We start from the raw sequence: 25,691 nt of genomic DNA, 5'->3' as shown, positions 1-25,691 counted from the left end.
AGCGTCCGACCCCCCAACAACCGTCGTGACAGCGGGTCGGAAGTCCGCCAGCCTAGGAGGTACGACGTCCCGTACCCGGGAGGCCCTCCCCCATGACCGAGAACGCGTCCCCGTTCTTCATCCGGCCGCACCGCTTCGACGACCCGGACCAGGACGACACCTACTTCCCCCGGCTCGACTGGCACCGCCGGCTGGTGCTGGACACCGACGAGCGGGTGCTGTGGCGCGACCGGGTCGAGGTCGCCGGATACCTGCTCGACCCCGGCACCGGGCCGGACGAGTTGGCCTGGTCGCTGCCCCGGCCGGCCGAGGTGACCGTCACCGACCGGCGGCTGACGTACGTCTGCGTGGACTGCCACATTGGACCGGCGCCCGGGCTCCAGGCCGATCCGCGGCACCGGCGCCGGACCGGACCGCTCAGCAGTCGGGTGGTGACCGGGCAGATCCGCTGGCAGTGGCCTGCCGGGCTACGTATCCTCTCCGCCGGCACCGGCCCGGACACCGATCCGGACGCCACCGCCGAACGCCTGCTCGTGGTCTGCGACGCGGTACGTGCCACCGGTCGACCGGCGCTCGCCCTCTCCGGCGGCCCGCTCGACTCGCCGCAGAGCGTACGGCGGTTGGCCACCGTGCTCCGGCGGGCGGTGGCCAGGTTCCGGCTCGCCAACCCGGCCATGGTGGAACTGGCTCCGCCGGAGTGGGACGCGCTGCTCGCCCGCGCCGGGCTGGCGCTGCACGCCGACGCCCTCGCCGATCCCCGGCGCGGCGTCGACCTGCCCGGCTCGCTGCCGGTCGAGTTCGCGCACCGGGACGACTACTACCGTCGCTCGCTGCGCCGCCGGAACGCGCCGACGCCGAGCCGGAGTTCCGCCCCGCCGACCGGCAACTCGTCGACACCGGGCGCGGGTTCGCCGGCGCCCGGTCGGAACCTGCCGCCGTCGGGCCGGAACTCGGGGGCACCGGGCCGGTTGCCCGGGGGCCCACCGGCCCGCTGGTCGGAACGGCAGCCGGGTTCCGCCTCCTGACCGGACCGGTCGGCCGGCCCAACGCCCCCGGAACCGAACAGATCGACCCACAGCGGCAGGTGTCGCCCGGGCATCGGGCGGGTACCCGTGACGCCGAGGTCGACAGGAGGCGGACATGGGCAACGCGGCCGACCGGTCGAACGGGTACGGTGGGCGCCCCAGCCAGCTACTGGACCGTCTCCCCTGGTTGGTGCGCTGGGCGGTGCTGGCCAGCGCCTGCCTGCTCGTCATCACCGCCGGGGCGTACGTCCTGGCGCAGATCGCCACCCGGCTCGCACCGCTGAGCATCGCACTCGCGGCCACCCTGTTCCTGGCCGCGTTGCTCGATCCGGTGGCCAGCCGGCTGCGGCGGCACCGCTTCCCGCCCGCGCTGGCCGCGCTGACCGCCGTACTGCTGCTGCTGGGGCTGCTCGGCGGCGCCGTACTGCTGATCTGGCGGCTGACCGCCGACCAGTTCTCCGACCTGGCCGAGCAGCTCGACCAGGGGCTGGAGCGTACCCGGGACTTCCTCACCGGCGCGTTGCCGATCAGCGAGCAGCAGCTCGACGAGTGGACCCGGCAGGCCGTGACCGGGATCCAGAAGTCGGCGCCCGACCCGGTCAGCGGCGCGGCCACCGTGGCCGAGGCGGTCGGCGGCCTGCTGCTGGTCCTGGTGCTGCTGTTCTTCCTGTTGAAGGATGGCCGCCCGATGTGGCGGTGGGTGCTGGACCGAATCGCCGAGCGGTCCCGGGCCCGGACGGCCGCGGCCGGTCGGGCCGGCTGGCACACGTTGGGCGCGTACACCCGGGGCACGATGATGATCGCCGCGATCGACGCGATCGGCATCGGGACCGCCCTGGTGATCCTCCGCGTTCCGCTGGCGCTGCCGCTGGCGGTGATCACGTTCCTCGGCGGCTTCGTACCGATCATCGGCGCCACCGTCGCCGGGAGCGTCGCGGTACTCGTCGCGCTGGCCGCGAAGGGGCCGACCACCGCGCTACTGGTGCTGGCGGCGGTGATCGCCGTGCAGCAGACGGAGGGGAACCTGCTCGAACCGCTGATCATGAAGCGGCAGGTACGACTGCATCCGGTGGTGGTGCTGCTGGTGGTCACCGCCGGCACACTGCTCGGCGGCATCGTCGGCGCCTTCGTCGCGGTGCCGATCGCCGCGGTGCTCTACAACGTGGTCAACACCGTGGCGACGGACCGGCGTGCCCGGGCCGGCAACAACGACGACCGGGGCGAGCCGGCCGGCGAGGCGAACGAGCCGGGCCCGGCAGCCGGCGACGCCGGCCGGAACCCGCCCGAGAACTGACCCCGCCACTCTCCCCGCAGGTGGCCCGACCGCCCCTGGGCGGCCCGCCGGGACGGGTGTGCCGCAGCTACGGCGCGCCGAGCTGGCTGTGCAGTTCGGCGCCGTCCAGGTCGGCGAGGTAGACCGGGGTACCGGGCTGGTGCCGGCGCCCCTCGGCCAGCCGGCCGGCGTCCACCGGCTCGTACCCGACCTGCTCGATCAGGTCGGAGACCCGCCGTTTCGCGCCGACGTCGTCGCCGGAGACCGGAATGCCGTAACGGCGCTGCGCCGACGACTGCCGCCCGTACTCGCGCAGGTGTTCCCAGCGCATCGTGTTGAACGCCTTCACCACGTGCGCGTCCGGCAGGTGCCGCTGGAGCAGCTCGCTGGAGGTGGTCCGGTCCTGGTCGAGCTCGGGCAGGTGGCCGTCCCGCTCCGGGTAGTAGTTTCCGGTGTCGATCACCGTCTTGCCGCTCATCGGCTCGGCGGGCAGTTCGGCGTACCGGCCGACGGGTACCGAGACCACCACCACGTCGCCGAACCGGGCCGCCTCTGCCACGGTCGCCGGATGCACCCGCTCGCCCAGCTCGTCGGCGAGCCCACGGAGCGTGTCGGGCCCCCGTGAGTTGGCCACCGCCACCTCGTGGCCCGCCTTGGTGAACAACCGGGCCAGGGTGCCACCGACGTGCCCGGTGCCGACGATGCCGATCCGCACGGTCCTCCCCCTTTCCACCGCCTGGGCGGGGCTACCCGACCGGCCACCCGGCAAACGCCCGTTCCCGCGCCCGGAGCGGCGGGCACAGGCTGGCCAGACCGCCCGAGAGAGGTGGCAGATGACGACCAAGCCGAGGTCGGAGTTTGGGGAGGGCCGGTGGCGGGCGGGGATAAACCGTCCCGTCCCGCCACCGGGCCGTTACTACGCGGCGCTGTAGGTCAGGCAGCGGTCCAACTGGACGCTGTCGTCGTGGCTCCAGTACTCGACGATCCGGTCGCCGTCGACCCGCAGGATGTCGACGCCGGAGCAGGCCACGATGATCCGGTGTGGACAGAGGCTGCCCGGGTCGTCGCCGGCCCGGGTGAGGTTCCAGCGACCGGCGATCAGGTCGGGCCCGATGATCGGGCCGACCTCGACGGTGAGCCGCGCGTCCGGGCAGCCGGCGTGCCGGCCGGAGACCCAGGTCAGCAGCGCCTGGCGGCCCCGGACCTGCTCCGGCGACCCGCCGGGCACCGGCAGGTGGGCGAGAACCGTGGGCGCGAGGATCTCCTCGACGAGCGACCGGTCGCCGTTGCGCAGCGCCATCCAGTTCTGCCAGAGCATCGGCCGGGAGTCGACGGGGACCACGGCCGAGCTGTGGTTGGTGTTGATGGTCATCGCGAGAGTCCTCCCGTGGGCGGTGATCCGGCCCGGTCCGCCGATCGCGTCGGCGGCACCGCGCCGGCCTCGTCACCCACCATTCTCGGCGCTGGTCAGGACAGCATCCTGTCCGCTTTTCTCGACGAATCCGCTCGTCCGGGCAGTTGCAGCCGGGTCGCCGGCACGTCCAGCCCGCCCCGCCAGGCGGGCTCGATCGACCGGGGCGGCGCGGTCTCGTTGGTCGGCGCCGCGCGGCGCATCCGGTCCAACCGGAACCCGCGCACCTCCTGCCGCAGCCGGCACCAACCGACCAGATACCACTGCCGGCCGGCGCCGAGCAGCTCCACCGGCTCGATCAACCGGTGCGAGGTGGCACCGTTGCGGTCCACGTATTCGATCGCCAGCACGGTGCGGCTGAGCAACGCGTCACCGGCGGTCCGGAGCACCTGCCGGGCAGGCGCCCCCGTCGGCGCCGGCTCCAGCTCCGCCAGCCTGATCCGGCCGGCCAGCTCGGCCACCGCCTCCACCCCGGAGGGTGGCATCACCGCGAGGATCTTGTGCAGCACCGAGCGCGCCGCGTCGAGGAACGGGGTGTCGGCCATCGTCTCCAGCGCGACGGCGGCGGCGATCGCCTCGCGCGGGGTGATGTTCACCGGCGGCAGCGTGTAGGCCCGGTCCAGCACGTAGCCGCCGCCCCGGCCCAACTCGGGGTAGATGGGCACGCCGGACTCCTGTAGGGCGCCGATGTCCCGCCTGATCGTGCGCGCGTCGACCTCGAATCGGTCGGCGAGCCAGCGTGCGCTGCGCGGTCGGGGTGCGACCGCGCGCAACTCCTCCACCAGGGCATAAAGCCGATCGGTACGGTTCACCTGCCAAAACTACCGATCAGGTACGACGTTTCCGGCGGCTCGTGCACCGGACGGGCCGGTCAGGAGCCGCCGCTCACCGACCTGGGCGGCGGGTCAGGGGCCGCTGGTCACCAGCCCGGGCGCGTCGGCCAACCGCAGTACGATGCCGGCCAGCGCCGGAGTGCGGGTGTCCCGGGGATCGCTGAGGATGCCGGCCCAGAACCGCGCGTCCCGGGCCGCGTCCCGGTCGCCGGTCTCGTCGTACGCCCGGGCCAGCATGTTCAGCGTGGCCGCCTGGGCCGACGGCATGCTCATCTCCTCGAACGTCCGGACGCAGCGGCGCAGTACCCCGACCGCCGCGCCGGCCCGCCCCTCGCCGATCCAGCTCACCGCCAGGTCCCGGGCCAGGCCGGTGGCCCAGGGCCGGTCACCCAACTGCACCGCCAGGTCGTGGCTCTGCTGGAGCCGGTGCACCGCCTCGTCCCGGCGGCCGAGACAGACCGCCGCCGAGGCGAGGTGCCGCAGGGCGGCCAGCAGCACGTACCGGTCGTTGACCGTACGCAGCAGCGCCACGGCCCGCTCCGCGGCGGCGTACGCCAGCGCCGGCTCGTCGCGGAGCAACCGGGTCACCGCGAGCGCGTTCAGGCACCGGGCGGTGACGATCTCGGCGGCACCCAGCTCGTCTGCCTCGGCCACCGCCGCCTCGTCGACCGCCAGCGCCTCGTCCAGCCGCCCCAGCCCCCGGTACGCGGCGGAGAGCACCGGCGCGGCCAGCAGGGCCCCCAGCGGGTCCCCCTCGGCCCGGAACAGCGCCACCGCCCGCTCGGCGGTCGACGCGGCGTCCTCGGCGCGGTTCTGGTAGTCGTAGAGCACCGCCTCGTCGCTGAGCAGGCAGGCCAGGCCGTGCCGGTCGGCGAGCCGCTCGTACCGGTCCCGACCGTCGCGCAGCCGCTCGGCCGCGCCCGCCAGGTCACCCCGGGCCAGTTGGAGCAGGCCGATGACGAAGTCGGTGCGGGCGATCGTCCGGTCGTCGCCGATCCGCTCGGCGGCCTGCCCGGCCAGCCGTTGCACCGCCTGGAGTTCCGTCCAGTGCCCGTGTACCCAGCAGAACGGGGCGAGCCGCTCGGCGAGGTCGATCGCGGCCCGCTCGGCGCCGCACTCCATGGCGAGTCCGAGCAGGCCGATGAGGAAGTCGAGTTCGGCGGTGAACCAGCCCAGCGGATCGGCGGCGATCCGCTCGGCGGCGCGCGGCGGGCGTACCCGATCGGCCGGTTCCGCCAGGCGGGCCCAGGTCAGGGTCCGGGGCAGCCGGCGAGCGGCGCTGCCGGCGAGCGCGGCGGCGGCCGCCACCAGCCGGCGCTGCGCTCCCGCCCGCCGCCCCGGCTGCCCGGCCGGGACGGCGGGGGAACCCGCCGGGGCTCCCACCCCGCCGACGCTCCCCGCTGTCGGAAGTGGACGGCCGGTGGCGGCCGCGAGTTCCTCGGCGTAGACCCGGAGCAGGTCGTGCAGGCGGTAGCGCGGTTCGCCGCCGTCGGCCGGCCGGGTCACCTCCAGCAGGCTCGCCTCGACCAGCTCGTCGAGTACCCGGTCGGCGTCGGCGCTGTCCAGCAACTCGGCCACCGCCCACGGCGCGAAGCTGACCGGGCCGAGCGAGCCGAGCAGGCCGAACGCCTCCCGGGTCGGCGGGGAGAGCGCCTGCACGCTCAGCGCCAGGCTGGCCCGGACCTGGAGGTCTCCGGCGGCCAGTTCGTCGAGGCGCTGCCGCTCGTCGTCGAGCCGGTCGGCGAGGATCGCCAGCGGCCACGACCGGGTGGCGAGCCGGGTACCCGCGATCCTGACCGCCAGCGGCAGATTGCCGCAGGCCGCGGCGATCCGGGCCGCCTGGCCGGGCTCCTCCGCCACCCGCTCCGGGCCCACCACGTCGGCCAGCAGCGCCCGGGCCTCGTCGTCGGTGAGCGGACCGACCGGCAGGTGCCGGGCGTCGATCAGCCCGCTGAGCCGGCGCCGGCTGGTGGTCAGCACGGCGCTGCCGGGGGTACCCGGAAGCAGCGGCCGGACCTGGGCGGCGGTGGCGGCGTCGTCGAGCACGACCAGCACCCGCCGGTCCGCGAGCCGGGCCCGGTAGGCGGCGGCCAGCGCGGAGAGGTTCTGCGGCAACGCCGAGCCGGGCACGCCCAGCACCCGGAGCAGGTCGGCCAGGACCGCGGCCGGATCGCGGGGCGCGGCCGAGGCACCGGCCAGGTGTACGAAGAGCTGCCCGTCCGGAAACCGATCCCGGATCCGGTGTGCCACCGTCACCGCCAGCGCGCTCTTGCCCACGCCCGGCTGGCCGGAGACCGCCACCACCGGCACCCCGCCGGCCGCCGAGTCCAGCATCCGCTCGATCCGGTCGATGCTGCCGGCCCGGCCGACGAATCCCGGCAGGGCCGGCGGAAGCTGGCAGACCGGGAACGGCGACCGGGGCGCAACCTCCGGCCGGTTGCCGGACCGGCCCACCGAAGGCTCCTCGCCGCGCAGGATCGCCTGATGCAGCCGGCGCAGTTCGGGACCGGGCTCGACGCCCAGCTCGGTGACGAAGGTCTCCCGGGCCCGCTGGTACGCGGCCAGCGCGTCCGCCCGGCGCCCGGCGCGGTAGAGCGCCACCATCAACTGGCCGTACGGCCGCTCCCGCATCGGATGCTCGGTCACCAGTCGGTGCAGCTCGGCGAGGACGGTGGCGAGGTCGCCGTCGGCGCCGAGGTCGGCGTCGACGCAATCCTCCTGCGCGCCGACCCGTTCGAGTTCCCACTGTGCGAGTTCGGGCTCCAGCGTCGGCACCGTCAGGTCGGCCAGGGGACGCCCCCGCCACTGCCGCAGCCCGCGCCGGAACCGGTCGGCCGCCAGCCCCGGGTCGCCCGCGGCCAGTGCCGCCCGGCCGGTGGCGACCTCCCGCCGGAACACCAGTACGTCGACGTCGTCGGTCTCCACCCGCAGCAGGTAGCCGTCGCTGCGGTGCTCGATGCTCAGCCCGGGCAGCCGCTCCCGCAGGCGCGAAACGTAGGTTTGCAGGTTGGAGGCGTACGAGGCCGGTGGGCGGTCACCCCAGAGCGTCTCCACCAGCCGGTCGACGGTGACGAGTTGGCCGGCGCCGACCAGCAGCGCGCCCAGCACGGTGCGCTGGTGCCGGCTGCGCAGCACCACCTCGGCGCCGGAGTCCGTGCAGACTCGCAGCGGCCCGAGCACCCCGAACTTCACTCGCCGTCTCCTGAGAACCGCAGGCAAATCACGGACATGAAACCGTACTACGGTGTCTGCCCAGGATGTGGCGGTGTACCGGGGCGGTGCCCGCGTGGCGTGTGGCAATCGTGTGGCAGTTGTGTGGCGGGCATCCCCAAGCTGCTAGAGGCCCGCGGGGGGCGGGCCGGTCACGGGGGTCGGCGTTCGGGGGGACTCGGGTGCGGGGAGATGTCCCTGACACCGGATCGAGCGCCGGGCACCCGACCATCCGATGTGTACCGCGGCCGTCCGCCGCAGGTCTGGGCACGCTGGCCGAACCGGGCGGGCCGTTCCCGCCGCTGGTCCGACCGGTGCGCCCCGGGTGGCCACGGCCATCCGGCCTCGGACGGCCGCGACGATGCAGTTTTCTGGCGAAAGGCAATGATGTCCACATATCCACCACCGGGCTACGGCCCTGGTGAGCCGTCCCACGACCCGCGATACTCCGGCCAGCCCGGCGGGTACGGCGGTCCGGCGGGCGGCGGTTCCGGCTACCCACCACCCTCCTCGGGCTCCTACCCGCCCGCCTCCGGCTCGTACCCGCAGTCCTCCGCGGGCTCCTACCCGCCACCCTCGTCGTCCGGCCCGTACCCGCAGTCGCCCGAGTCGTACCCGCAGGCGTCCGGTTACCCGTCGTCGGGCGCGGACCCGTCGGCACCCTCCTCGCCGGCCGGGCCGGCACCGCAGTTCGGTACGCCGGTCCCGCCGAAGAAGAGCAAGGCGCCGCTGATCGTCGGCATCGTCCTCGGCGTCGTGCTGCTCTGCTGCGGCGGCAGTACCGCGGCGTACCTCTGGGCCGGCGACGACGGGGCCGACCCGTCGGACGTCGCCGCTGGCGAGCAGACCCCGAGCCCGAAGCCGAGCACGAAGACGACGCCGCCGAGGGGCAAGGCCTCGCCGACTCCGGAGGAGGAGTCGATCGAGGGCAACCTCGACCAGTTCAAGAAGGGCGACTGCCTCACCATCGACGAGGCGACCAGCGAGGTCGAGGAGGCGAGTTGCGGCAGCAGGGGCGCGCTCAAGGTGCTGCTGCGCAAGGACGGCACCATCAGCGAGTCCGCCTGCTCGTCCACCGACTACACGCGGTACCTCTACCAGGACGGCACGATCGGCACGCTCCAGGACTTCATCCTGTGCGTCGGTCCGGCCCGCTGACGGCGACGCCGTGCGTGAGCCGCCCCCTCGCGGCCCGTGAGGGGGCGGGCCGGCAGGGGTGAGCGGGTGCGGTCGGCCGCCCGGAGCGGTGGATCGACGGAAGCCGACCAACGGGGGGTGCGGTGGTCCGGGGCGGGGAGCGTCCGGGCCACCGCACGGTCGCTTCCTTAGCCCCCAACCAAGCGATTCTTAAGACTGAACTAAGCCGGCCGTCCGGACTGGTTTCCGACACTGCCAACCGGTACATATTCTTCGTGACTCGTCGTCGGGATGTCGAAACGGCCGAGCCGCTCACCGAATGGGTGACCGGCCTGCTGCCCCGGGTGCCGTCCGAGGACCCCTACGACCGGCCGCCCCGGGGGCGGGAGCGCGAACCGTACGACGAGTTCGAGCGCTACGCCCCGGCCGAGCCGGCGCGCGCGGAGGGTGGCTGGTCGAATCCGTCACGTGGCCGCGAGCCGGCTCCGGCGCGTGGCCGCGAGCCCTGGTCGTACGCCGAGGAGGCACCCGCGCACCGGCCCAACCCGATCAGCGGGGCGGTGGAGGCGGCCCGGCACCGGGAAACCGCCGAGGTCGAGCCGTACGACCGCAGTGGCCGGCTCTTCTTCCACATCGTCTTCTGGTCGGCGCTGGCCACCAGCGTCGAGCTGTGGTGGCTGAACACTCCGGCCGGCTCGATCCGGACCACCGCCGACATCCTGATCGCGGGTGGCCGGCTCACCGGCATGGTCGGCGGGTTCCTGCTGCTCGCCCAGGTGCTGCTGATGAGCCGGGTGCGCTGGCTGGAACGCTGGATCGGCGCGCACTCGCTGCTGATCTGGCACCGGGAGCTGGGCGCCTTCCTGCTGCTCGCCATCCTGGCGCACGCCGGACTGATCGCGGTCGGCTACAGCAAGCTCACCAACACCCCGATCGTCGAGGGCACCTGGACACTGCTGAGCACGTACGAGGACATGATCAGCGCGACGGTGGCCACCGGCATCCTGGTCGGCATCGCGCTGCTCGCCATCCGGGCGATCCGCCGGATGATGAACTACGAACTCTGGTACTACCTGCACCTGAGCACCTACCTGGTGCTGCTGTTCAGCTACGGCCACCAGTTCGCCACCGGCCAGGAGCTGTCCAAGCCCGGCTTCGGGCAGTACTTCTGGGCCGGGCTCTACGTCTTCGTCGTCGCCTGTGTCCTCTGGGGACGGATCATCTCCCCGATCGCGTTCAACCTCCGGCACCGGCTGCGGGTCGAGGACGTGGTGCCGGAGGCGTTCGAGATGGTGTCGATCTACATTTCCGGCAACCGCCTCGACGAGCTGGACGCCCGGGCCGGGCAGTACTTCCGGTGGCGGTTCCTCACCAAGGGCTGCTGGTGGCAGGCGCACCCGTTCTCGCTCTCGGCCGCGCCGAACGAGCAGTGGCTGCGGCTGACCGTCAAGGTGGTCGGTGACCACACCGAGTCCCTGCAATACCTGGAGCCGGGTACCCGGATCTTCGCCGAGGGGCCCTCCGGGGTCTTCACCGCCGACCGGGCGATCCGGCCCCGGGCCCTGCTCATCGCCGGCGGCAGCGGCATCGCGCCGATCCGTGCGCTGCTGGAGGATCTGCCCGAGCAGACGGTGGTGATCTACCGCTCCCGCAGCGAGGAGGAGCTGCTCTTCCGCGACGAGCTGGACTTCCTGGCCCGGTCCCGCAACGCCCAGGTCTGGTACGTCATCGGTTCCCGGGAGGACCCGGCACCCCGGCACCTGTTCACCGCCAAGGGCATGCGCGAGCTGGTGCCGGACGTACGCCGCCGGGACGTCTACCTCTGCGGGCCGCCCGGGCTGGTCGACGTCTCGATGCGGACGATGCGCAAGCTCCGGGTGCCGCGCCGGCAGATCCACCTCGACCCGTTCGAATTCTGATCCCCCGCACACCACCCCCTACGGAGGTACATCCCGTGCGTCGCGCCGCCTTCGCCGTCCTCGGTACCGCCATCGGCGCCAGCCTGCTGATCGGTGCCAAGCTCGGCACCTCGACCGACGACCCCGGCACCCAGGTGGCGCTGGAGGAGGAGACCGGCGACGCGGCCGCGAGCCCGACGCCGTCCGGCAAAGCTCCGGCCGGGAAGAAGACCACCGCGCCGCCGGCCAAGAAGCCCCCGGCCAAGGCCCCGGCGGGCGGGCTGAAGGACGGCACCTTCGTCGGTGCGACCGCCAACTACGACTACGGCGCCATCAAGGTGACCATCACGGTCGCCGGTGGCAAGGTCACCGACGCCGACGCGACCTATCCGGACGAGGACCCGACCAGCGCCGGGATCAACGAGAACGCGATCCCGAAGCTGCGCCAGCAGGCGCTCGCCGCCACCAGCGCCAGCAAGGTGAACACGGTCTCTGGGGCGAGCCTGACCAGTGCGGCGTACAAGGCGTCGCTCCAGTCCGCGCTCGACAAGGCGAAGGCCTGAGTCCGATGGGTACCGCGGGGCTGCGCCGGGTCGAGCAGATCATGGGTACGCCGATCAGTGTGCAGCTCACCGACCCGCTGCCGGCCCGGCGCCTGGAGGCGCTGGCCGAGCAGACGTTCGACTGGTTCCGCGAGGTCGACGAGCGGTTCAGCACCTACAAGGAGCAGAGCGAGGTCAACCGGTTCGGCCGGGGCGAACTGTCTATCCAGGACTGTTCCGCCGACCTGCGGCTGGTGGTCGAGGCCTGCGCCGACCTGTGGCGGGAGACCGACGGCTACTTCGACGCGTACGCGACCGGCCGGTTCGACCCGTCCGGCTACGTCAAGGGCTGGTCGGTGCAGGTGGCCTCGGACCGGCTGCTGGCGGCCGGCTGCGGCTCGCACTGGATCAACGCGGGCGGGGACATCCGCGCCCGGGGCGGGCCGCGACCCGGCGAGCAGTGGCGGATCGGCATCCGGCACCCGTGGCAGCAGGACAAGATCTGCTGGGTGCTCGGCGGCGACGACTTCGCGATCGCCACTTCCGGCACGTACGAGCGCGGTTTCCACGTGATCGACCCGTACCGGGGTGCCCCGGCCACCGACCTGACCTCGGTCACCGTGGTCGGCACCGACCTCGGCCGCACCGACGCGTACGCGACCGCCGGGGTGGCGATGGGTCAGGCCGGGCTGCGCTGGCTGGCCGACCTGCCGGACCACGAGGTCGGCATCGTCACCTCCGACGAGCTGTGCTACCGCACCGACGGGTTCCCGGTGCTGCCCACCGAGCCGGCCCAGCGGCCCGCCCCGACCCGCTCCGAGCTGCCCGGCCAGCCCGCACCCCGGCTGGGCTGACCGGCCGGGGCTCAGACGTGCCCGGTGGCCCCGCCCGCCGGCATCGAGGAGCTGTCCAGCGGGGAGTCGCCGAGGAAACGGGACCAGGGTCCGCCGTCGAGCAGTCCGCCGTCCCGGACGAACCGGCGCACCGCCGGCAGCAGCCCTGCGGTGCCGTACAGCGCCATCGCCAGCCCCGGTTCGAGTCCGGCGGGGTGCGCGGCCGGAACGCCGTCCGGGCCGACCGGAAGAGGATGCCGGCGCCGGGCGTCGCGCAGCGTACGTCCGCCGGAGAGGGTACGGCGGGGCAGGAACCAGCCGGCCATCCCGACGAACGCCAACACCACCAGCAGGCCGACGCCGACGCCGAGCAGGTCGACCGCGACCAGCCGGGCGACCACCATCGGCAGCACGAGCACCAGCATGGCCGGCAACAGGAACCGGCGCCAGGCCGGGCGGAGCAGTCCCAGCCCGATCAGGCCCTCCCGCTGCTCGGCCAGGGCCTGTCGGACCCGCCGCTGGTTGGCCACCTCACGGGGTGACATCGAGCCGTACAGCGCACCGAACAGGGCACGTTCCAGCGGTTCCGCGTACGCCGGCATGCTGCCGGTCCGGCTGAGTCCGCCGGGTCGGGCGACCGTCACACCGCCCCGGCCGTGCAGCATCACCAGTGCGGTCCGGACGGCACCCCAGGCACCACCGGTGAGATAGCCGAGGTCCGTCGTGCTCAGGTCGCGGGACAACGCCGTCATTCTTCGAGTATGGAGAACCCGCGCACGTCCGTCCCGGGCTGTCCGGTCGAACCAACGCCGGGCGGGCGGTCAGCCGGGCAGGTGGCCGGCGAACCACTCCGCCGCCTCCCGGGCCACCTGGTCCAGGGCGCCGGGCTCCTCGAACAGGTGGGTGGCGCCGGGCACCACCCGCAACTCCGCCCCGGCGTCGAGCTCGGCCAGCGCCTGGTTGTTGAGTCGCAGCACCTCGTCGTCGAGCCCGCCGACCAGCAGCAGCGTCCCGGCGCGTACCCGGGGCAGGTCGGCGCCGGCCAGGTCCGGGCGACCGCCGCGGGAGACGACCGCGTACACCCGGTCGGGGCGCTGCGCGGCGGCCGAGAGCGCGGCGGCGGCGCCGGTGCTGGCCCCGAAGAGTCCGATCGGGAGCCGCCCAGCCGGTTCGCCGGTCGCCAGCCAGTCGACGATGCCGACGAGCCGGCCGGTGAGCAGGCCGATGTCGAAGCGCAACTCCCCGGTCCGGTCGTCGAGCGCCTCCTCGTCCCGGGTCAGCAGGTCGACCAGCACGGTGGCCAGGGCATGGCGGTTCAGCGCCTCGGCCACCATCCGGTTGCGCGGGCTGTGCCGGGAACTGCCGCTGCCGTGTGCGAACAGGACGATCCCGCGTGCGTCGGCGGGGACGACCAGGTCGCCGGTCAGTCGTACGTCTCCGGCCGGAATCGTGGTCTCGGTGGTCCGGGTGTCCATTCGACTGCCTCCCATGCCTCTTCCCGGCGGAGAGTCGCGGGTGTGACGCCGACCGCCGTCCTGTCGGTCTTACCCGGCGGCGCCGGGCTCAACCACACGCCGCCAGCCGACCGGCGCCCGGGTTTGCCGGTGCGCAGTCGGGGAAGGCCGGAACGTCCGACCAGGCACCGGGACGGCCGACGTGCCGACCGGCAGACGAACGTGAGGGACGTTATGGCCCGCCAGAAATCCGGCAAGGCGAAGTCCGGCCCGGCCCGCACCGACGAGCCGGGGCAGCAGAATCCCGACCGGAGCGAATGGGCGGACGAGGCGGCCAAGGCGAGGTCGCTCGACGATCCGCGCCGCACGCCGCCGCGTGACGCCGTGGGCATGCCGTCCAGCGGCGAGCGGTACTCGGAGGATCCGCGCGACCGCTAGGTCGAGGTCGTACCGGCGCGACTCATGATCGGTAGCCGGGTGAATTTTCCACGGCGGATCATCCCGGAATTCCCGAGGTCGGCCCGGTTGGTCCGGTAGGCTGACCCCGGTTTCGCCCGGTGGCGCACCCCTCCGCGCCGGCGTGACCGCCGCCGAATCACCAACGAGGTGAGCCGGGGACCCAGGTAGGTGGGGTGAGTCCGCAACCGCGGTAGGGGCTTGTTCCGTCCCGAACCCGTCAGCTAACTCGGTAGGCGGGCGACGGAGGGACATGCATGACGGGATCCACACGTCGGCGGTTACCGCTGGCCCTGGCCCTGCTCGCCACGTTCGGCGCGCTCGCCGGCGCAGCGCTCCGGCCCGGCGTGGCGGAGGCGAACAGCCCCGCCGTTCTCGGCGACGAAGGCGACACGCCGCTCCTGCGCGACGTACTCGAATCGACCGGCCGAGGTTACCTACAGGCCAAGAACGCGCTGGTTAACACCCAGGCTCGGCAGGCGAAGATCGCCGCCGAGCTACGCCGGGTGGAGGGACGGATCGCCGAGCTGCGCCCCCGGGTGGAGCAGGTGGCCCGGACGGCGTACCAGACCGGCCGGATCGGCCCGGTGCTGGTACTGCTGCACAGCGGCTCGGCGGAGGAACTCCTGGAGCGCGCCCGCGGCCTGGAGGTGGTGGCCCTGCGGGACAACGACGCGCTACGCGCGCTGGGGCAGGCCCGGGAGCGGGCCACCCGGGCGAAACAGGCGCTGGACGCCGAGGTGATCGAGGAGCGCCGGCAGCTCGCCATCATGCTGCGGCAGAAGCAGGCCGCCGAGCGGGCGCTGGCCCAGGTCGGCGGCGCATCCACCGGAGGCTTCGTCAACGCCAGGTCACCGGTGGCCCGGCCCGCGCCACGCGCTGCCGACGGCTCCTGGCCGCCGCAGTCGTGCAGCCGGCCCGACCCGACCACCACGGGCTGCGTCACGCCGCGCACCCTGCACGCCTTCAACGAGGCGCGCCGGGCCGGCTTCACCCGGTTCACCGGGTGCTACCGCTCCGGCGGCCCCTACGAGCACCCGAAGGGGCGGGCCTGCGACTTCTCCGCCGAGGCGGGCGGCTTCCGGGGTGCCGCCACGGGCGCCAACCGGACCTACGGCAACAACCTCGCCGCGTTCTTCGTCCGCAACGCCGACCGGATCGGCGTGCTGTACGTGATCTGGTACCGGCAGATCTGGTTGCCGACGACCGGGTGGAAGTCGTACAGCGGTGCACACGGCGACCCGTCGAGCGACCACACCAACCACGTACACCTGTCACTGGTCTAGGGGTGCCGATCAGATCTTGACGACTTCTTGCGGTGGGGGCGGCAAGAAGTCGTCAAGATCTCCGGTTTCCGGCCCGGTGGTCAGGTGGGCTCGCCTTCGGGGGCACGGCGGGCGGGGGCCCGGCCGGCCGGCTGGGCCGGTTGCGGACCCGTCGGGCGGGCCGGCGGGATCGGCCGGGTCACCGACTCCAGGCAGGTGATCCGGACCTTCTCGCCATGGTGCAGCAGCTCCAGTGCGTCGTCCGGCTCGCCGTCGCGCAGCGCGTACGTCGCCTCGCGCGGCCGGACGTCGACCCGCAGGTGCACGCCCCGGTAGCGGAGCGAGAACTCCAACCGGTCGATCCGGCTCGGCAGCCGGGGTGTGAAGGAGAGCGTCGCGGTGTGGTCGCGCATCCCGCCGAACCCGGCCACCAGGGCGATCCAGGCCCCGGCCAGCGAGGCGACGTGCACGCCGTCCCGGGTGTTCTGGTTGAGGTCGTGCAGGTCCATCAGGGCCGCCTCGCCCAGATAGTCGTGCGCGAGTTCGAGGTGCCCGGTCTCGGCGGCCAGCACCGCCTGGGTGCAGGCCGACAGCGACGAGTCGCGGACGGTACGCCGCTCGTAGTAGGCGAAGTTGGCCGCCTTCTCCTCGTCGCTGAACGCGTCGCCGCGCCAGTGCATCGCCAGCACCAGGTCGGCCTGCTTGATCACCTGCTTCCGGTACAGGTCGAAGTAGGGATAGTTGAGCAGCAGCGGGTACTGCTCCGGCGGCGTGTTCGCGAAGTCCCACTCCTGGTGGCGGGTGAAGCCCTCCACCTGCGGGTGCACGCCCAGCTCCGGGTCGTACGGGATGTGCATGTCGTGCGCGGCGTCCCGCCAGGCGGCCGTCTCCTCGTCGTCGACGCCCAGCTTCCAGGCCTCCTCGCCGTGCCGGGCGGCGGCGTCGGCGGCGGCCAGCAGGTTCCGCTGGGCCATCAGGTTGGTGTAGACGTTGTCGTTCTTCACCGCCGTGTACTCGTCCGGCCCGGTCACCCCGTCCAGGTGGAACCGGCCGTCCCGGTCGTGGTGCCCGAGCGAGCGCCAGAGTCGGGCCGTCTCCACCAGCAGTTCCAGCCCGACCTCGCGTTCGAACTGCTCGTCCTCGGTCGCCTGCACGTACCGGCGTACCGCGTCGGCGATGTCGGCCGCGATGTGGAACCCGGCGGTGCCGGCCGGCCAGTACGCCGAGGTCTCCTGGCCCCGGATGGTCCGCCACGGGAACGCGGCGCCGCGCAGCCCCAGCGTCCGGGCCCGCTCCTGGGCCAGGTGCAGGGTGGAGTGCCGCCAGCGCAGCGCGGAGGCGACCGCCGACGGCAGGGCGTAGGTCAGCACCGGCAGCACGAAGGTCTCGGTGTCCCAGAACGCGTGCCCGTCGTAGCCCGGCCCGGTCAGCCCCTTGGCGGCGATCGGCCGCAGTTCGGCCCGGGCGCCGGCCTGAAGCACGTGGAAGAGTCCGAACCGGACCGCCTGCTGCACCTCCGGGTCGCCCTCGACCCGCACGTCGGAGTCGTCCCAGAAGGTGTCGAGATAGCCGCGCTGCTCGGTGCAGAGCCCGTCCCAGCCGGAGAACTTCGCGCCGGCCAGCGCCGCCGCCACCTGGTCGCGCAGCGCCGGGCGGGACCGGCGGCTCGACCAGCCGTACGCGACGAACTTGACCAGCCGGAGCTCCTCACCCGGCTTGATCACCGAGGTGACGGTTGTCCGGGCCCAGTCCTCGTACGCCTCGGTGCCGACCAGCTTGCGTTCCGGTCCGTGCACCTCGTGGCTCATCGAGACGGCCACCCGCAGCCCGCTCGCCTTGGTGCGATGGATCAGCAGCGCCCCGTCGCCGTGCACCAACTGCTCCTCGGACTGCAACGGCGACTCCAGCACCGCCGCCACCCGGGGATCCCGGCTCTGCGCCGGCAACTGCTCGTTGGCGACCAGTTCGGACTGGATGATCAGCCGCATCGGGCCGTCGACCGGCTCCACCCGGTATTCGATCGCCGCCACCGAGCGCTGGGTGAACGAGACCAGGCGGGTCGAGCAGATCCGCACCGTACGCCCGGCCGGGGAGCGCCACTCGACCGACCGTTGCAGGGTGCCGCCGCGCAGGTCGAGCACCCGCTCGTGGCTGAGCAGTTCGCCGTACCGGACGTCGAAGGGCTCGTCGTCGACGAGCAGCCGGATCGGCTTGCCGTTGGTGACGTTGACGATCGTCTGGCCGGATTCGGGGAAGCCGTAGCCCGCCTCCGCGTACGGCAGCGGCCGCAGCTCGTAGAAGGAGTTCAGGTACGTCCCCGGCAGGCCGTGCGGCTCGCCCTCGTCCAGGTTGCCGCGCAGCCCGATGTGCCCGTTCGAGAGCGCGAACACCGACTCGGACTGGGCGAGCACGTCCAGGTCGAGCCGGGTCTCCCGGACGTGCCACGGCTCGACGGGATAGGCCCGTTCCCGGATCATCGGCGCCTCCTCGCAGTCACCGGACCACCTCCGGCCCGGCGTCCGCCGTTCCGGCACCGCCGAGGCCGGCGTCCGTCGGATCGGCCCGTCCCGGCCGGGTCTGTCCGCCGGGAAGTAGTTCGGAGAGGTCACGCACCACGATGTCGGCGCCGTGTTCGCGTAACGCGTCGGCCTGGCCGACCCGGTCGACCCCGACCACCAGGCCGAAGTTGCCGGCCCGGCCCGCCGCCACCCCGGCCAGCGCGTCCTCGAAGACCGCAGCCTGGTCGGGGCGGACCCCGAGCAGTTCGGCGCCGGCCAGGAAGGTGTCCGGATGGGGCTTGCCGCGCAGCCCGCGCTGCCGGGCGACGACGCCGTCCACCCGGGCCTCGATCAGCGGTTCGAGGCCGGCCGCCGCGACCACGTCCCTGGCGTTGGCACTGGCCGAGACGACGGCGCGGCGCAGCCCGGCGGCCCGCGCGGCGTGCAGGTAGTCCACCGATCCCTGGTACGCCAGCACACCGTCGTCGTGGATCCGCTGGAGCAGGACGACGTTCTTGCGGTTGCCGACCCCGTTGACGGTGTCGACGGTCGGCGGGTCGTCCGGCTCGCCCTCCGGCAGGGTGATCTGCCGGGAGGCGAGGAACGTCCGTACCCCGTCGGCCCGGGGACGGCCGTCGACGTACCGGTTGTAGTCGTCGCCGGGGTCGTACGGCCGGAACGGCTCGCCGGTCGCCTCGGACCACCGCCGGAGGAACTCGTCGAAGGTCTCCGCCCAGGCCGCGTTGTGCACCCGGGCGGTCTGGGTCAGCACGCCGTCGAGGTCGAAGAGACAGGCGGTCACGTGCGCGGGTAGGCCCAACACGCCTAACAACCTAACCGGGAAGGCATCGCGCGGCACGGTTTCCGGTTCGGCCACGCCGATGCGCCGAGGGGCTCCGCCCGGCGAGGACGCCGGGCCGACGGGCTCCGCCCGGCGACTCGCGCCATCCGGGGGAGCCCGATCGCTCACCGGTGCTGGGCGTGCCCGTGCCCACCCGGTGGTCGCCCCGGTCGCTGGCCCGGCTCGACCACCACGAACTGCCCCATCATGCCCTGGTCCTCGTGTTGGAGCAGGTGACAGTGGAACATGTACGGCATGTTCGGGTCGGCGTAGTCGGCGAACCGGGCGATGATCCGTAGCGAGTCGACGGTGCTGACCAGCACGGTGTCCTTCCAGCCGGCCAGCTCCGGCGGTGGTTCCCGACCGTCCACCGAGAGCACCTGGAACTGCACGTCGTGCACGTGGAAGCTGTGCGGCGTGGCGTCCTGCTTCTCGATGTCCCAGATCTCGGTGCTGCCCCGGGTGACCGCGAAGTCGATCCGGTCCAGGTCCATGTCCCGACCGTTGATCTTGCGTCCGTTCAGCCGGAACCGGCGGGTCTGCGCGGCCGAGGCCGGGTCGAGCCGCTCGACCGGTACCAGCCGGTCCGGCACCTCAGGTGCCGCCGCGAGGCTGCCGGCGGCCCGCAGTTCGAGTACGTCGAAGGTGTCGTCACCGCCGGTGAAGCGGCCACCGAAGAACTCGACGCCGTGGTTCGGCGGGTAGCTGCGCAGCACCACCCGCTCCGCCGGCCGCATCGACACCACCACCTCGGCCCGCTCGCCGGGCGAGAGCCGGATCCGGCCGGTCCGGTGCGGACGTTCCAGCAGGCCGCCGTCGGTGCCGATCAGGTCGAAGGCGCGGTTGTCGGCGAACCCGAAGTCGTACGTCCGGGCGTTGGAGCCGTTGAGCAGCCGCAGCCGGACCCGTTCGGTGCTGACGTCCAGGTACGGCCCGACGGTCCCGTTGACCAGCAGGGTGTCGCCGAGGATGCCGATCCCGCCGAGGCTGGCGTTCCCCTCGTCGAGCCGCCCGTCGGAGGTGAACTTGCGGTCCTGCACGATCACCGGGATGTCGTCGACGCCGTACCGGCGGGGCAGCGCCAGCGCGGCCGACGGCTCGTCGTCCAGGACGAACATCCCGGACAGTCCCCGGTAGACCTGCTCGGCGGTCTCGCCGTGCGGGTGCGGGTGGTACCAGAGCGTGGCGGCGGGCTGGTCGACCTTCCACTGCGGCGACCAGGTCGCGCCGGGCCGGACCATCTGGTGCGGGCCGCCGTCCATCACCGCCGGCAGGTGCATGCCGTGCCAGTGCACGCTGGTCGGCCGGCCGATCCCGTTGACCACGTTGACCACCACCTGCTCGCCGCGCTTGGCTCGCAGGGTCGGACCGAGGTAGTCGCCGTTGAAGCCCCAGGTGGCGGTCGGACCGCCCTGGCCGAAGTCGCGCTGGCCGGGTTGGGCCCGCAGGTCGAAGACCCGGCGCCCCTGGCCGTCGATCCGCGACTGCGCCAGCGGCGGTACGGCGAGCCGGTTGACGAAGTCCACCTCTCCCCGGGTGTCGACGACGCCCCGGGTCCAGACCCAGGTGCCGACCGCCGTGCCGATTCCGCAGAGCAGCAGTACGACCGAGAAGACTCCGAGCAGTACCCGGAGCCACCGCCGCGATCCCTCGCCGGCCATTGCGATACCTCCCAATATCTCAGTTGGCTACATGTAGCCTTCCTTCATATCGGGGCGTCGTCCATGCCGGGCGCCGGAAGTCAGGGACGGTTCAGGGAGACCCGGACGGATTCCTCGGGGAGCCGGGACCCGGCCGGACGGAGCGACAGATCGGCTGTCGGGACTGGTCAACCCGCCCCGACGGGAGCCGCGCGGTCAGCGCGGCTTGAGCGTCCAGTGCACGGTCATCTCGGTGGTCGGTACGCCGTCCTCGGTGCTGACCACGACCGACACCGGGAACTCCGGCCGGGTACCGGCCTCGAACTCGGCCACCACCTCGGCGACCGGGCGGCCCAGCCGCGCGGTCGCCCGGACCGCGCCCATCGCCAGCCGCCGGTAGCGGATCTCCGCCTGGGTCGCCAACGGCACCGCCCGCTCGAAGAGCTGGCCGAAGGCGGCGAGCACCACCGCACCGGAGGCGGTCTCGCCGAGCGTGAACAGCGCACCGGCGTGCGGGCCGCCGACGTGGTTGTGCGTCGGCGGCGAGTCGGGCAGCCGGACGACGGCACCGATCCCGCCATCCCCGTCCGGCGTCACCTCGACCAGTTCGAAGCCGAGAGTCCGGGCGAACGGTACGGCCTCGAGCAGGCCGGCGGCGATCTGCCGTACGTCGGGAGACATGGCCGTACGCTACTCGTTGGTAACTTGTGTCGGCAAGGCCCCGGGCGGCCTCAGAAGAGGCTGCCCAGGCTACGCAGGATCTCCGCGTAGAAGTTGCCGTCGATGCTGCGGAAGAACGCGAACGGCTGCTCCGGGTCGCCGAAGAACGGCCGCAGCGTCCACGCCAACTGGGTGCCGACGAACCCGAAGAGCAGGATCCAGATGTAGAGCAGGGTCATGCTCGCCGGGCGGGGGCCGCCGGACGGGGGCTGCGGCGCACCCGGCCCGCCGATCGGATACGGGTTCGCCGCGCGGTAGCCGTACTGCGCCGGAAACTGCCCCGGGACCGGCTGGGCCGGAGCGGGCACCATCTGCACCGGAGCCGCCGGCACGGCAGCCGGAGCCGGCGTGGCGACCGCCGGCTGGGCGGGCGTGGCCGGAGCCGGCTGGACGGGTGTGGCCTGCCCGTCCCCGTTGGCCGTGGTCGCCGGGGCTGGCGTCTCGCCGTTCACCGCGCCGACCGCGACCGGCACCTGCTGCGGCGCCGTCACCGGCTGGGGCGCCGCCCAGGCGCTGCCCTGGGCGGGGGCGGTCACCAGCGGCTGGCCGGCGCTGATGGCGGCGGCCGGCTGGCCGACGGCGGTCGCGCCGAGGGTGGTGGCGGCGGTGGGGGCGAGCAGGCCGTGTGCGTTGAGTACCTGCATGCCACCGGTCAGGAAGCGCAGCCCGACCAGGGCAGACAGGGACAGGATCGCCACGTTGAGCAGCTTGAAGAAGGCGTAATCCGGTGCGGTGATCAGGAAGAAGAGGCTGATCGGCGCGAACGCCACCGCCAGCATCGAGATGACCGTGATCGCCACCATCACCATCGAGATGGCCTGCCGCACCGACAGCCGGGCCCCGAAGACCAGGTTGAACAGGTACAGCGTCGGCAGGCAGATGGCCAGCGTGACGAGGAACAGCAGCGGCAGCTTCACCGCCGAGGTCAGCGCCATCAGCACGCTGTGGAAGGCACCGAGCACGGCGCCGTAGCAGGCCAGCGCGATCGCCGAACTGGCCAGCATCTGGCCGGTGAGCGCGCCCAGGTCGCGCTCTTCGACGATCTGCTGCCAGACGCTGTGCCGGTCACGGAGGATCCGCTCGATCACGAGCAGGTTGGGTCGTTCCTGTGACACGAGCGGCTCTCCTAACGGGACCACCACGGATGGAGGAATCGACAGACGCTAAGGGACGGAGGGCGGTCAGCGCCACCCCACGTCGATCCGGTCGCCGCGCTCGTCGAAGAAGTGCACCGCGTCCATGCGTACCGAGACGGCCATCGGGTGGCCGGAGGTGACCGCCGGGTACGGCGCCAGCCGTACCGCCAGCTCGGCGGGGCGCCGGTGGTGCCGACCCGGGTCCAGCACGCTGTCCCGGGTGCCCCGGGTGCCCCGGGCCTCCGGGGCGGGCTGACCCGACCCGACGGCGCGCCCGGTCAGCCGCTGCATCACCTGGCCGAGCCGCCGGAGCCCTCGGCCCCCTCCGGCCGGACGCTCGTCGGTCACCGGGCCGCCCAGGTCGTCGACGACGATCGCGGTCGCCCCGATGTCGAGAAACGCCAGCGACTCGTGCCCGTGGTGCTCCAGGTATCGGATCCGCCCCTGCAACACGTCGCCGGGAGAGTCCGGAGCCACCGGGGTCAGCGCCTCGGCCCGCATCCCGACCACGATCCGCTCGCCGTGGTAGTGCGCCACCGCCCGGGCCCGGATGTCGTCCCAGGGCAGATAGAGCGCCTGCTCGCCGAGGTTGAGCGTGACGTACCGGTCGAGGTGCACGTAGACGGTCGCCTCCAGCAGGTTCATCCGGGGGCTGCCCAGGAACGCGGCGACGTAGAGGGTGGCCGGCCGGCCGTAGACCTGGGTCGGGGTCCCGACGTCCTGGAGGACCCCCTTGCGCATGATCGCCACCCGGTCGGCCATGGTCAGCGCCTCGGCCTGGTCGTGGGTGACGTAGATGGTGCTCACCCCGAGTTCGCGGACCAGTCCGGAGATCTCGGCCCGCAGCTCGGCCCGCAGGCCGCTGTCCAGGTTGGAAAGCGGCTCGTCCATCAGGAACAGCCCGGGACGCCGGACGATGGCCCGGCCCATCGCCACCCGCTGCCGCTGCCCGCCGGAGAGTTGGCTGGGCTTGCGGCCGAGTACGTCGGCGATGCCGAGCGCACTCGCCACGTCGGCCACCCGCTCACCGCGCGGTCCTTCCTCCACGCCGGAGAGCCGGAGCGGGAAGGCAATGTTCGCTCCTACCGACATATGCGGATAGAGCGCAAAATCCTGGAAGACCATGGCAATTCCGCGGTCCCGCGGTGGCAGGTCGTTCGCCAGCTCGCCGTCGAGCAGCACGGCGCCGGTGCTCGGGTCCTCCAAACCGGCGACCATCCTGAGCACGGTGGACTTTCCGCAGCCCGAAGGCCCGAGCAGCACCATGAACTCGCCGTCGTTGACGTCGAGACTGACGTTGTCGACCGCCACTGTCCCATCCGGGAATACCTTCGTGACGTCTTTGAGCGCGACGGTAGTCACCGTCACCTCCCCGCAGCGTTATGGCCGGCCCCGGGAATGACTGTGACGAGGATCATCACAGAAGCCCATCGGGTAAACGTGCCATGTTCACGTTGTGACATGACGGTTACCAGACTCGATTTGACCTCTGTTGATGCAACTTCCACCGGCCGGTCGACGGCACCGGCTCGGTGCCGGAGGTGCCGAATTCACCGTGCCGGGGCAGCCCGGTCCACTGCACGCCGCTGTCCCGCAGGAAGTACTCCAGTCCGGGGTCCCAGGTGTGTCCGGCTGGCCGGCGCTGATAGACGTAGCCGAGTGGATGGGTCCGGTAGACCAACCCACCGGCCCGGCGGACCCGATCGATCAGCCCCCGGTCGACCGAACTCGGCACCGGGCGCCAACCACCGACCTCGGCCAGGTCGCCCCGGCCGATCAGGATCGTGCCGCCGGCGACGACCGGGGCGAAGCTCTCCGGCGCCCCCGCGTCCCGCCGTACGGTGGTGTCCAGCGCACCGAGATAGACGAACTCGGCCGCCTTGCCGACCATCGTCGCGCCGGAGTGGTGCCGGGCGAGGACCAGGTCCCAGACGTGCTCCGGCCCGTACGTGTCGTCGTCGTCGAACTTCGTCACCAGGGTGCCCCGGGCCCGGGCGGTGGCCGCGACCAGCGCCTCGCCGAAGCTCTGCCCGGCCGGCACCTCGACGACCTCGACCGGCCGCCCGCAGTCGGCCAGCCGCTGGCGCAGCCCGACCGGCAGCCCCACGCCGTGCAGGCAGAGCACGATCTCCAGCTCCGGATAGCTCTGCGCCGCGACCGTCGCGACCGCGTCGAGGACGTGCTCCAGCCGACGGGTCACCAGCAGCACCGAGACCGGCGGCAACGCGCCGAGGCCGGCAAAGGTGGCCGCCGCCAACCGGGGCAGTGCGAAGCCCCGGGCGTGCCGGCGCAGCACCGCCCGGCGCTGGCGTACCGCCCGGGCCTCCCACTCCAGCTCGGTCTGCGGGTCGGGCCGGTCGGTCGGGCGGGCCGGCAGCGGGGCACGGAACAGCTCGACCACCTCGTCGGCCAACTGCGCCCGGCAGGAGACCGGCAGGCCGGGCGCCCGCACCAGTACGCCGGTCAGCGCGAGGTGCAGCAGCAGGGCGGCCTCGGCCCGGGGCCGCAGCCCGGGCACCGCGCAGTCGAGCAGCCCGATCCCGGCCAGCGCCGCCCAGGTCCGCTCGGTCAGCCACGGCCGGTCGAGCCGACCCTGACAGTCCAGCCCGTCCGGTCCCCGGATCCGCCAGCTCCCGCCGTCCGGGCCCGGGGAGAAGCTCAGCTCGGCCCGGGGCGCGTCCGGCCCGAACGGCCCGTACCGGCCGACCGGGACGGCGTGTTCGGCGTCGAGCAGTACCGGCCCGGTCCGGCCGCCGTCCTCGGTGTCCGGCACGCCCAACCGGTCGACGGTCAGCCGGGACCGGTACGCCGTACCGGCCGGGTCCCCGGCCACCGACGGGCTGGCGCCGTCCGGCCGGAGCACCAGGTCGTACGGCCGGACGGCCGGGTTGCCGGGCAGTTCCCCCGCGACGACGGCGAGGTTGGGTCCGGCGCCCAACCAGCCGGGGAAGACGTCCTGGGCGGTCACCTCCGGGCTGCCCGGAGTCGGCAGTGGACGGATCGGGGTGAGCAGCGGCAGCACGGCGGCCAGCACCGAGCGGAGCGGTACGGACCAGCGCAGCTCGATCTCGGCCGCCGCCCTGCCCCGGTCGTGCCGGGGCAGCGTGATCCGCTGGGCGAGCAGGTGCGGCACCGGCCCCAGCCGGCCGGACCAGCCGCGCTGCGGGATCTCCCAGTCCTGCACGACGACGCTGACCCGGCGTACCCGGGTCAACCCGACCGGGTGGTCGAGCAGGTGCCGCAGCCAGTTCACGGACCGGGCGGCGACGGCCATCCGGCCGACGAACATCCGGTGCCAGGCCGGTCCGGCACCGGCCGCCCGGTCCGCCGCCGGGCCCTGCCGGGGCACCCGGTTCGGCCCGGGCGGGCCGGGTATCTCGGTCAGTCGGGAGCCGAGCGTGACCAGCGGCCACCGTCGCCGGCCGTCGGGTTCGCCGACGGCAACCCGCCAGCGGAGGTACTTCTCCGGGTCGTCCCTGCCTGGCACGCCGATCCCTTCGTCGGCCGACCACCGACGCC

20 protein-coding genes, 1 pseudogene and 1 riboswitch are annotated in these 25,691 nt (G+C 73.2%); of the genes and pseudogenes, 8 read left to right on the top strand and 13 right to left on the bottom strand.

Annotated elements, in window-relative coordinates; genetic code table 11:
• Window positions 1-92 precede the first annotated feature (92 nt).
• Together ACQEVC_RS12365 and ACQEVC_RS12360 are read left to right on the top strand one after the other, a co-directional pair.
• Entirely contained in the window at window positions 93-1,025 is a 933-nt protein-coding gene (locus ACQEVC_RS12365) for a hypothetical protein (protein WP_432876402.1), read from the top strand.
• Between the two features lie 115 nt (window positions 1,026-1,140).
• Window positions 1,141-2,319: an AI-2E family transporter gene (locus ACQEVC_RS12360; protein WP_432876400.1), complete on the top strand. Its 1,179-nt coding sequence runs from the start codon at window positions 1,141-1,143 to the stop codon at window positions 2,317-2,319.
• 67 nt (window positions 2,320-2,386) lie between these two features.
• On the opposite strand, the gene ACQEVC_RS12355 is transcribed toward ACQEVC_RS12360, so the two are convergent.
• From ACQEVC_RS12355 to ACQEVC_RS12340, 4 genes are all read right to left on the bottom strand, one after another.
• Window positions 2,387-3,013 (bottom strand): NADPH-dependent F420 reductase, encoded by a 627-nt coding sequence (locus ACQEVC_RS12355; RefSeq protein WP_432876398.1) that lies wholly within the window; start codon window positions 3,011-3,013, stop codon window positions 2,387-2,389.
• Window positions 3,014-3,214: 201 nt separating this feature from the next.
• Window positions 3,215-3,670, bottom strand: coding sequence for a nuclear transport factor 2 family protein (locus ACQEVC_RS12350; RefSeq protein WP_432876396.1), 456 nt, complete (start codon window positions 3,668-3,670; stop codon window positions 3,215-3,217).
• A gap of 95 nt (window positions 3,671-3,765) precedes the next feature.
• On the bottom strand, window positions 3,766-4,521 hold the full coding sequence (locus tag ACQEVC_RS12345) for a helix-turn-helix transcriptional regulator (protein WP_432876394.1): 756 nt from the start codon (window positions 4,519-4,521) through the stop codon (window positions 3,766-3,768).
• A 93-nt stretch (window positions 4,522-4,614) separates the two neighbouring features.
• Window positions 4,615-7,734, bottom strand: coding sequence for a BTAD domain-containing putative transcriptional regulator (locus ACQEVC_RS12340; protein WP_432876391.1), 3,120 nt, complete (start codon window positions 7,732-7,734; stop codon window positions 4,615-4,617).
• A 402-nt stretch (window positions 7,735-8,136) separates the two neighbouring features.
• On the opposite strand from ACQEVC_RS12340, the gene ACQEVC_RS12335 reads away from it, so the two are divergent.
• The 4 genes from ACQEVC_RS12335 to ACQEVC_RS12320 all read left to right on the top strand — a co-directional run bounded on the left by ACQEVC_RS12335 (window position 8,137) and on the right by ACQEVC_RS12320 (window position 12,183).
• Window positions 8,137-8,910, top strand: coding sequence for an LppU/SCO3897 family protein (locus ACQEVC_RS12335; protein WP_432876389.1), 774 nt, complete (start codon window positions 8,137-8,139; stop codon window positions 8,908-8,910).
• A gap of 254 nt (window positions 8,911-9,164) precedes the next feature.
• The gene (locus tag ACQEVC_RS12330; protein WP_432876387.1) at window positions 9,165-10,808 is read left to right on the top strand and encodes a ferredoxin reductase family protein; all 1,644 of its coding nucleotides are present in this window, start codon (window positions 9,165-9,167) and stop codon (window positions 10,806-10,808) included.
• A gap of 35 nt (window positions 10,809-10,843) precedes the next feature.
• Complete coding sequence (locus ACQEVC_RS12325; RefSeq protein ID WP_346257193.1) at window positions 10,844-11,350, top strand: FMN-binding protein; 507 nt, start codon at window positions 10,844-10,846, stop codon at window positions 11,348-11,350.
• Window positions 11,351-11,355: 5 nt separating this feature from the next.
• Window positions 11,356-12,183, top strand: coding sequence for an FAD:protein FMN transferase (locus ACQEVC_RS12320; RefSeq protein WP_432876384.1), 828 nt, complete (start codon window positions 11,356-11,358; stop codon window positions 12,181-12,183).
• An 11-nt stretch (window positions 12,184-12,194) separates the two neighbouring features.
• On the opposite strand, the pseudogene ACQEVC_RS12315 reads toward ACQEVC_RS12320, so the two are convergent.
• A pseudogene (locus ACQEVC_RS12315) lies at window positions 12,195-12,923 on the bottom strand (TIGR04222 domain-containing membrane protein); the annotation flags it as partial.
• Window positions 12,924-12,983: 60 nt separating this feature from the next.
• A complete protein-coding gene (locus ACQEVC_RS12310) occupies window positions 12,984-13,637 on the bottom strand; it encodes a dienelactone hydrolase family protein (RefSeq protein ID WP_432876382.1) in 654 nt (217 codons plus the stop codon).
• A gap of 213 nt (window positions 13,638-13,850) precedes the next feature.
• Here ACQEVC_RS12310 and ACQEVC_RS12305 point away from each other — a divergent pair, with 213 nt between their 5' ends.
• Window positions 13,851-14,054 carry a hypothetical protein gene (locus ACQEVC_RS12305; protein WP_432876381.1) on the top strand — a complete coding sequence of 68 codons (204 nt, stop codon included), beginning with the start codon at window positions 13,851-13,853 and terminating at the stop codon, window positions 14,052-14,054.
• Window positions 14,055-14,194: 140 nt separating this feature from the next.
• Window positions 14,195-14,326: riboswitch (cyclic di-AMP (ydaO/yuaA leader) on the top strand.
• A 3-nt stretch (window positions 14,327-14,329) separates the two neighbouring features.
• On the top strand, window positions 14,330-15,358 hold the full coding sequence (locus ACQEVC_RS12300) for a coiled-coil domain-containing protein (RefSeq protein WP_432876379.1): 1,029 nt from the start codon (window positions 14,330-14,332) through the stop codon (window positions 15,356-15,358).
• An 80-nt stretch (window positions 15,359-15,438) separates the two neighbouring features.
• On the opposite strand, the gene ACQEVC_RS12295 is transcribed toward ACQEVC_RS12300, so the two are convergent.
• The 7 genes from ACQEVC_RS12295 to ACQEVC_RS12265 all read right to left on the bottom strand — a co-directional run bounded on the left by ACQEVC_RS12295 (window position 15,439) and on the right by ACQEVC_RS12265 (window position 25,659).
• Entirely contained in the window at window positions 15,439-17,814 is a 2,376-nt protein-coding gene (locus tag ACQEVC_RS12295) for a glycoside hydrolase family 65 protein (protein WP_432876376.1), read from the bottom strand.
• 16 nt (window positions 17,815-17,830) lie between these two features.
• The gene (locus ACQEVC_RS12290; RefSeq protein WP_432876374.1) at window positions 17,831-18,658 is read right to left on the bottom strand and encodes an HAD family hydrolase; all 828 of its coding nucleotides are present in this window, start codon (window positions 18,656-18,658) and stop codon (window positions 17,831-17,833) included.
• A gap of 143 nt (window positions 18,659-18,801) precedes the next feature.
• Complete coding sequence (locus tag ACQEVC_RS12285; RefSeq protein ID WP_432876372.1) at window positions 18,802-20,337, bottom strand: multicopper oxidase family protein; 1,536 nt, start codon at window positions 20,335-20,337, stop codon at window positions 18,802-18,804.
• A gap of 195 nt (window positions 20,338-20,532) precedes the next feature.
• A complete protein-coding gene (locus tag ACQEVC_RS12280; protein WP_432876370.1) occupies window positions 20,533-20,997 on the bottom strand; it encodes a DUF4442 domain-containing protein in 465 nt (154 codons plus the stop codon).
• Between the two features lie 50 nt (window positions 20,998-21,047).
• On the bottom strand, window positions 21,048-22,151 hold the full coding sequence (locus tag ACQEVC_RS12275) for a hypothetical protein (protein WP_432876368.1): 1,104 nt from the start codon (window positions 22,149-22,151) through the stop codon (window positions 21,048-21,050).
• A 66-nt stretch (window positions 22,152-22,217) separates the two neighbouring features.
• Window positions 22,218-23,534: an ABC transporter ATP-binding protein gene (locus ACQEVC_RS12270; protein WP_432876366.1), complete on the bottom strand. Its 1,317-nt coding sequence runs from the start codon at window positions 23,532-23,534 to the stop codon at window positions 22,218-22,220.
• Between the two features lie 106 nt (window positions 23,535-23,640).
• Window positions 23,641-25,659, bottom strand: a complete 2,019-nt coding sequence (locus tag ACQEVC_RS12265; RefSeq protein ID WP_432876364.1) for a glycosyltransferase — start codon at window positions 25,657-25,659, stop codon at window positions 23,641-23,643.
• Window positions 25,660-25,691 lie beyond the last annotated feature (32 nt).

The organism is Plantactinospora sp. CA-294935 (assembly GCF_050936445.1).
Classification (GTDB): Bacteria; Actinomycetota; Actinomycetes; order Mycobacteriales; family Micromonosporaceae; genus Plantactinospora.
Note: the sequence above shows the minus strand (reverse complement) of the source record. Positions and strands in the feature narration are given on the sequence as shown.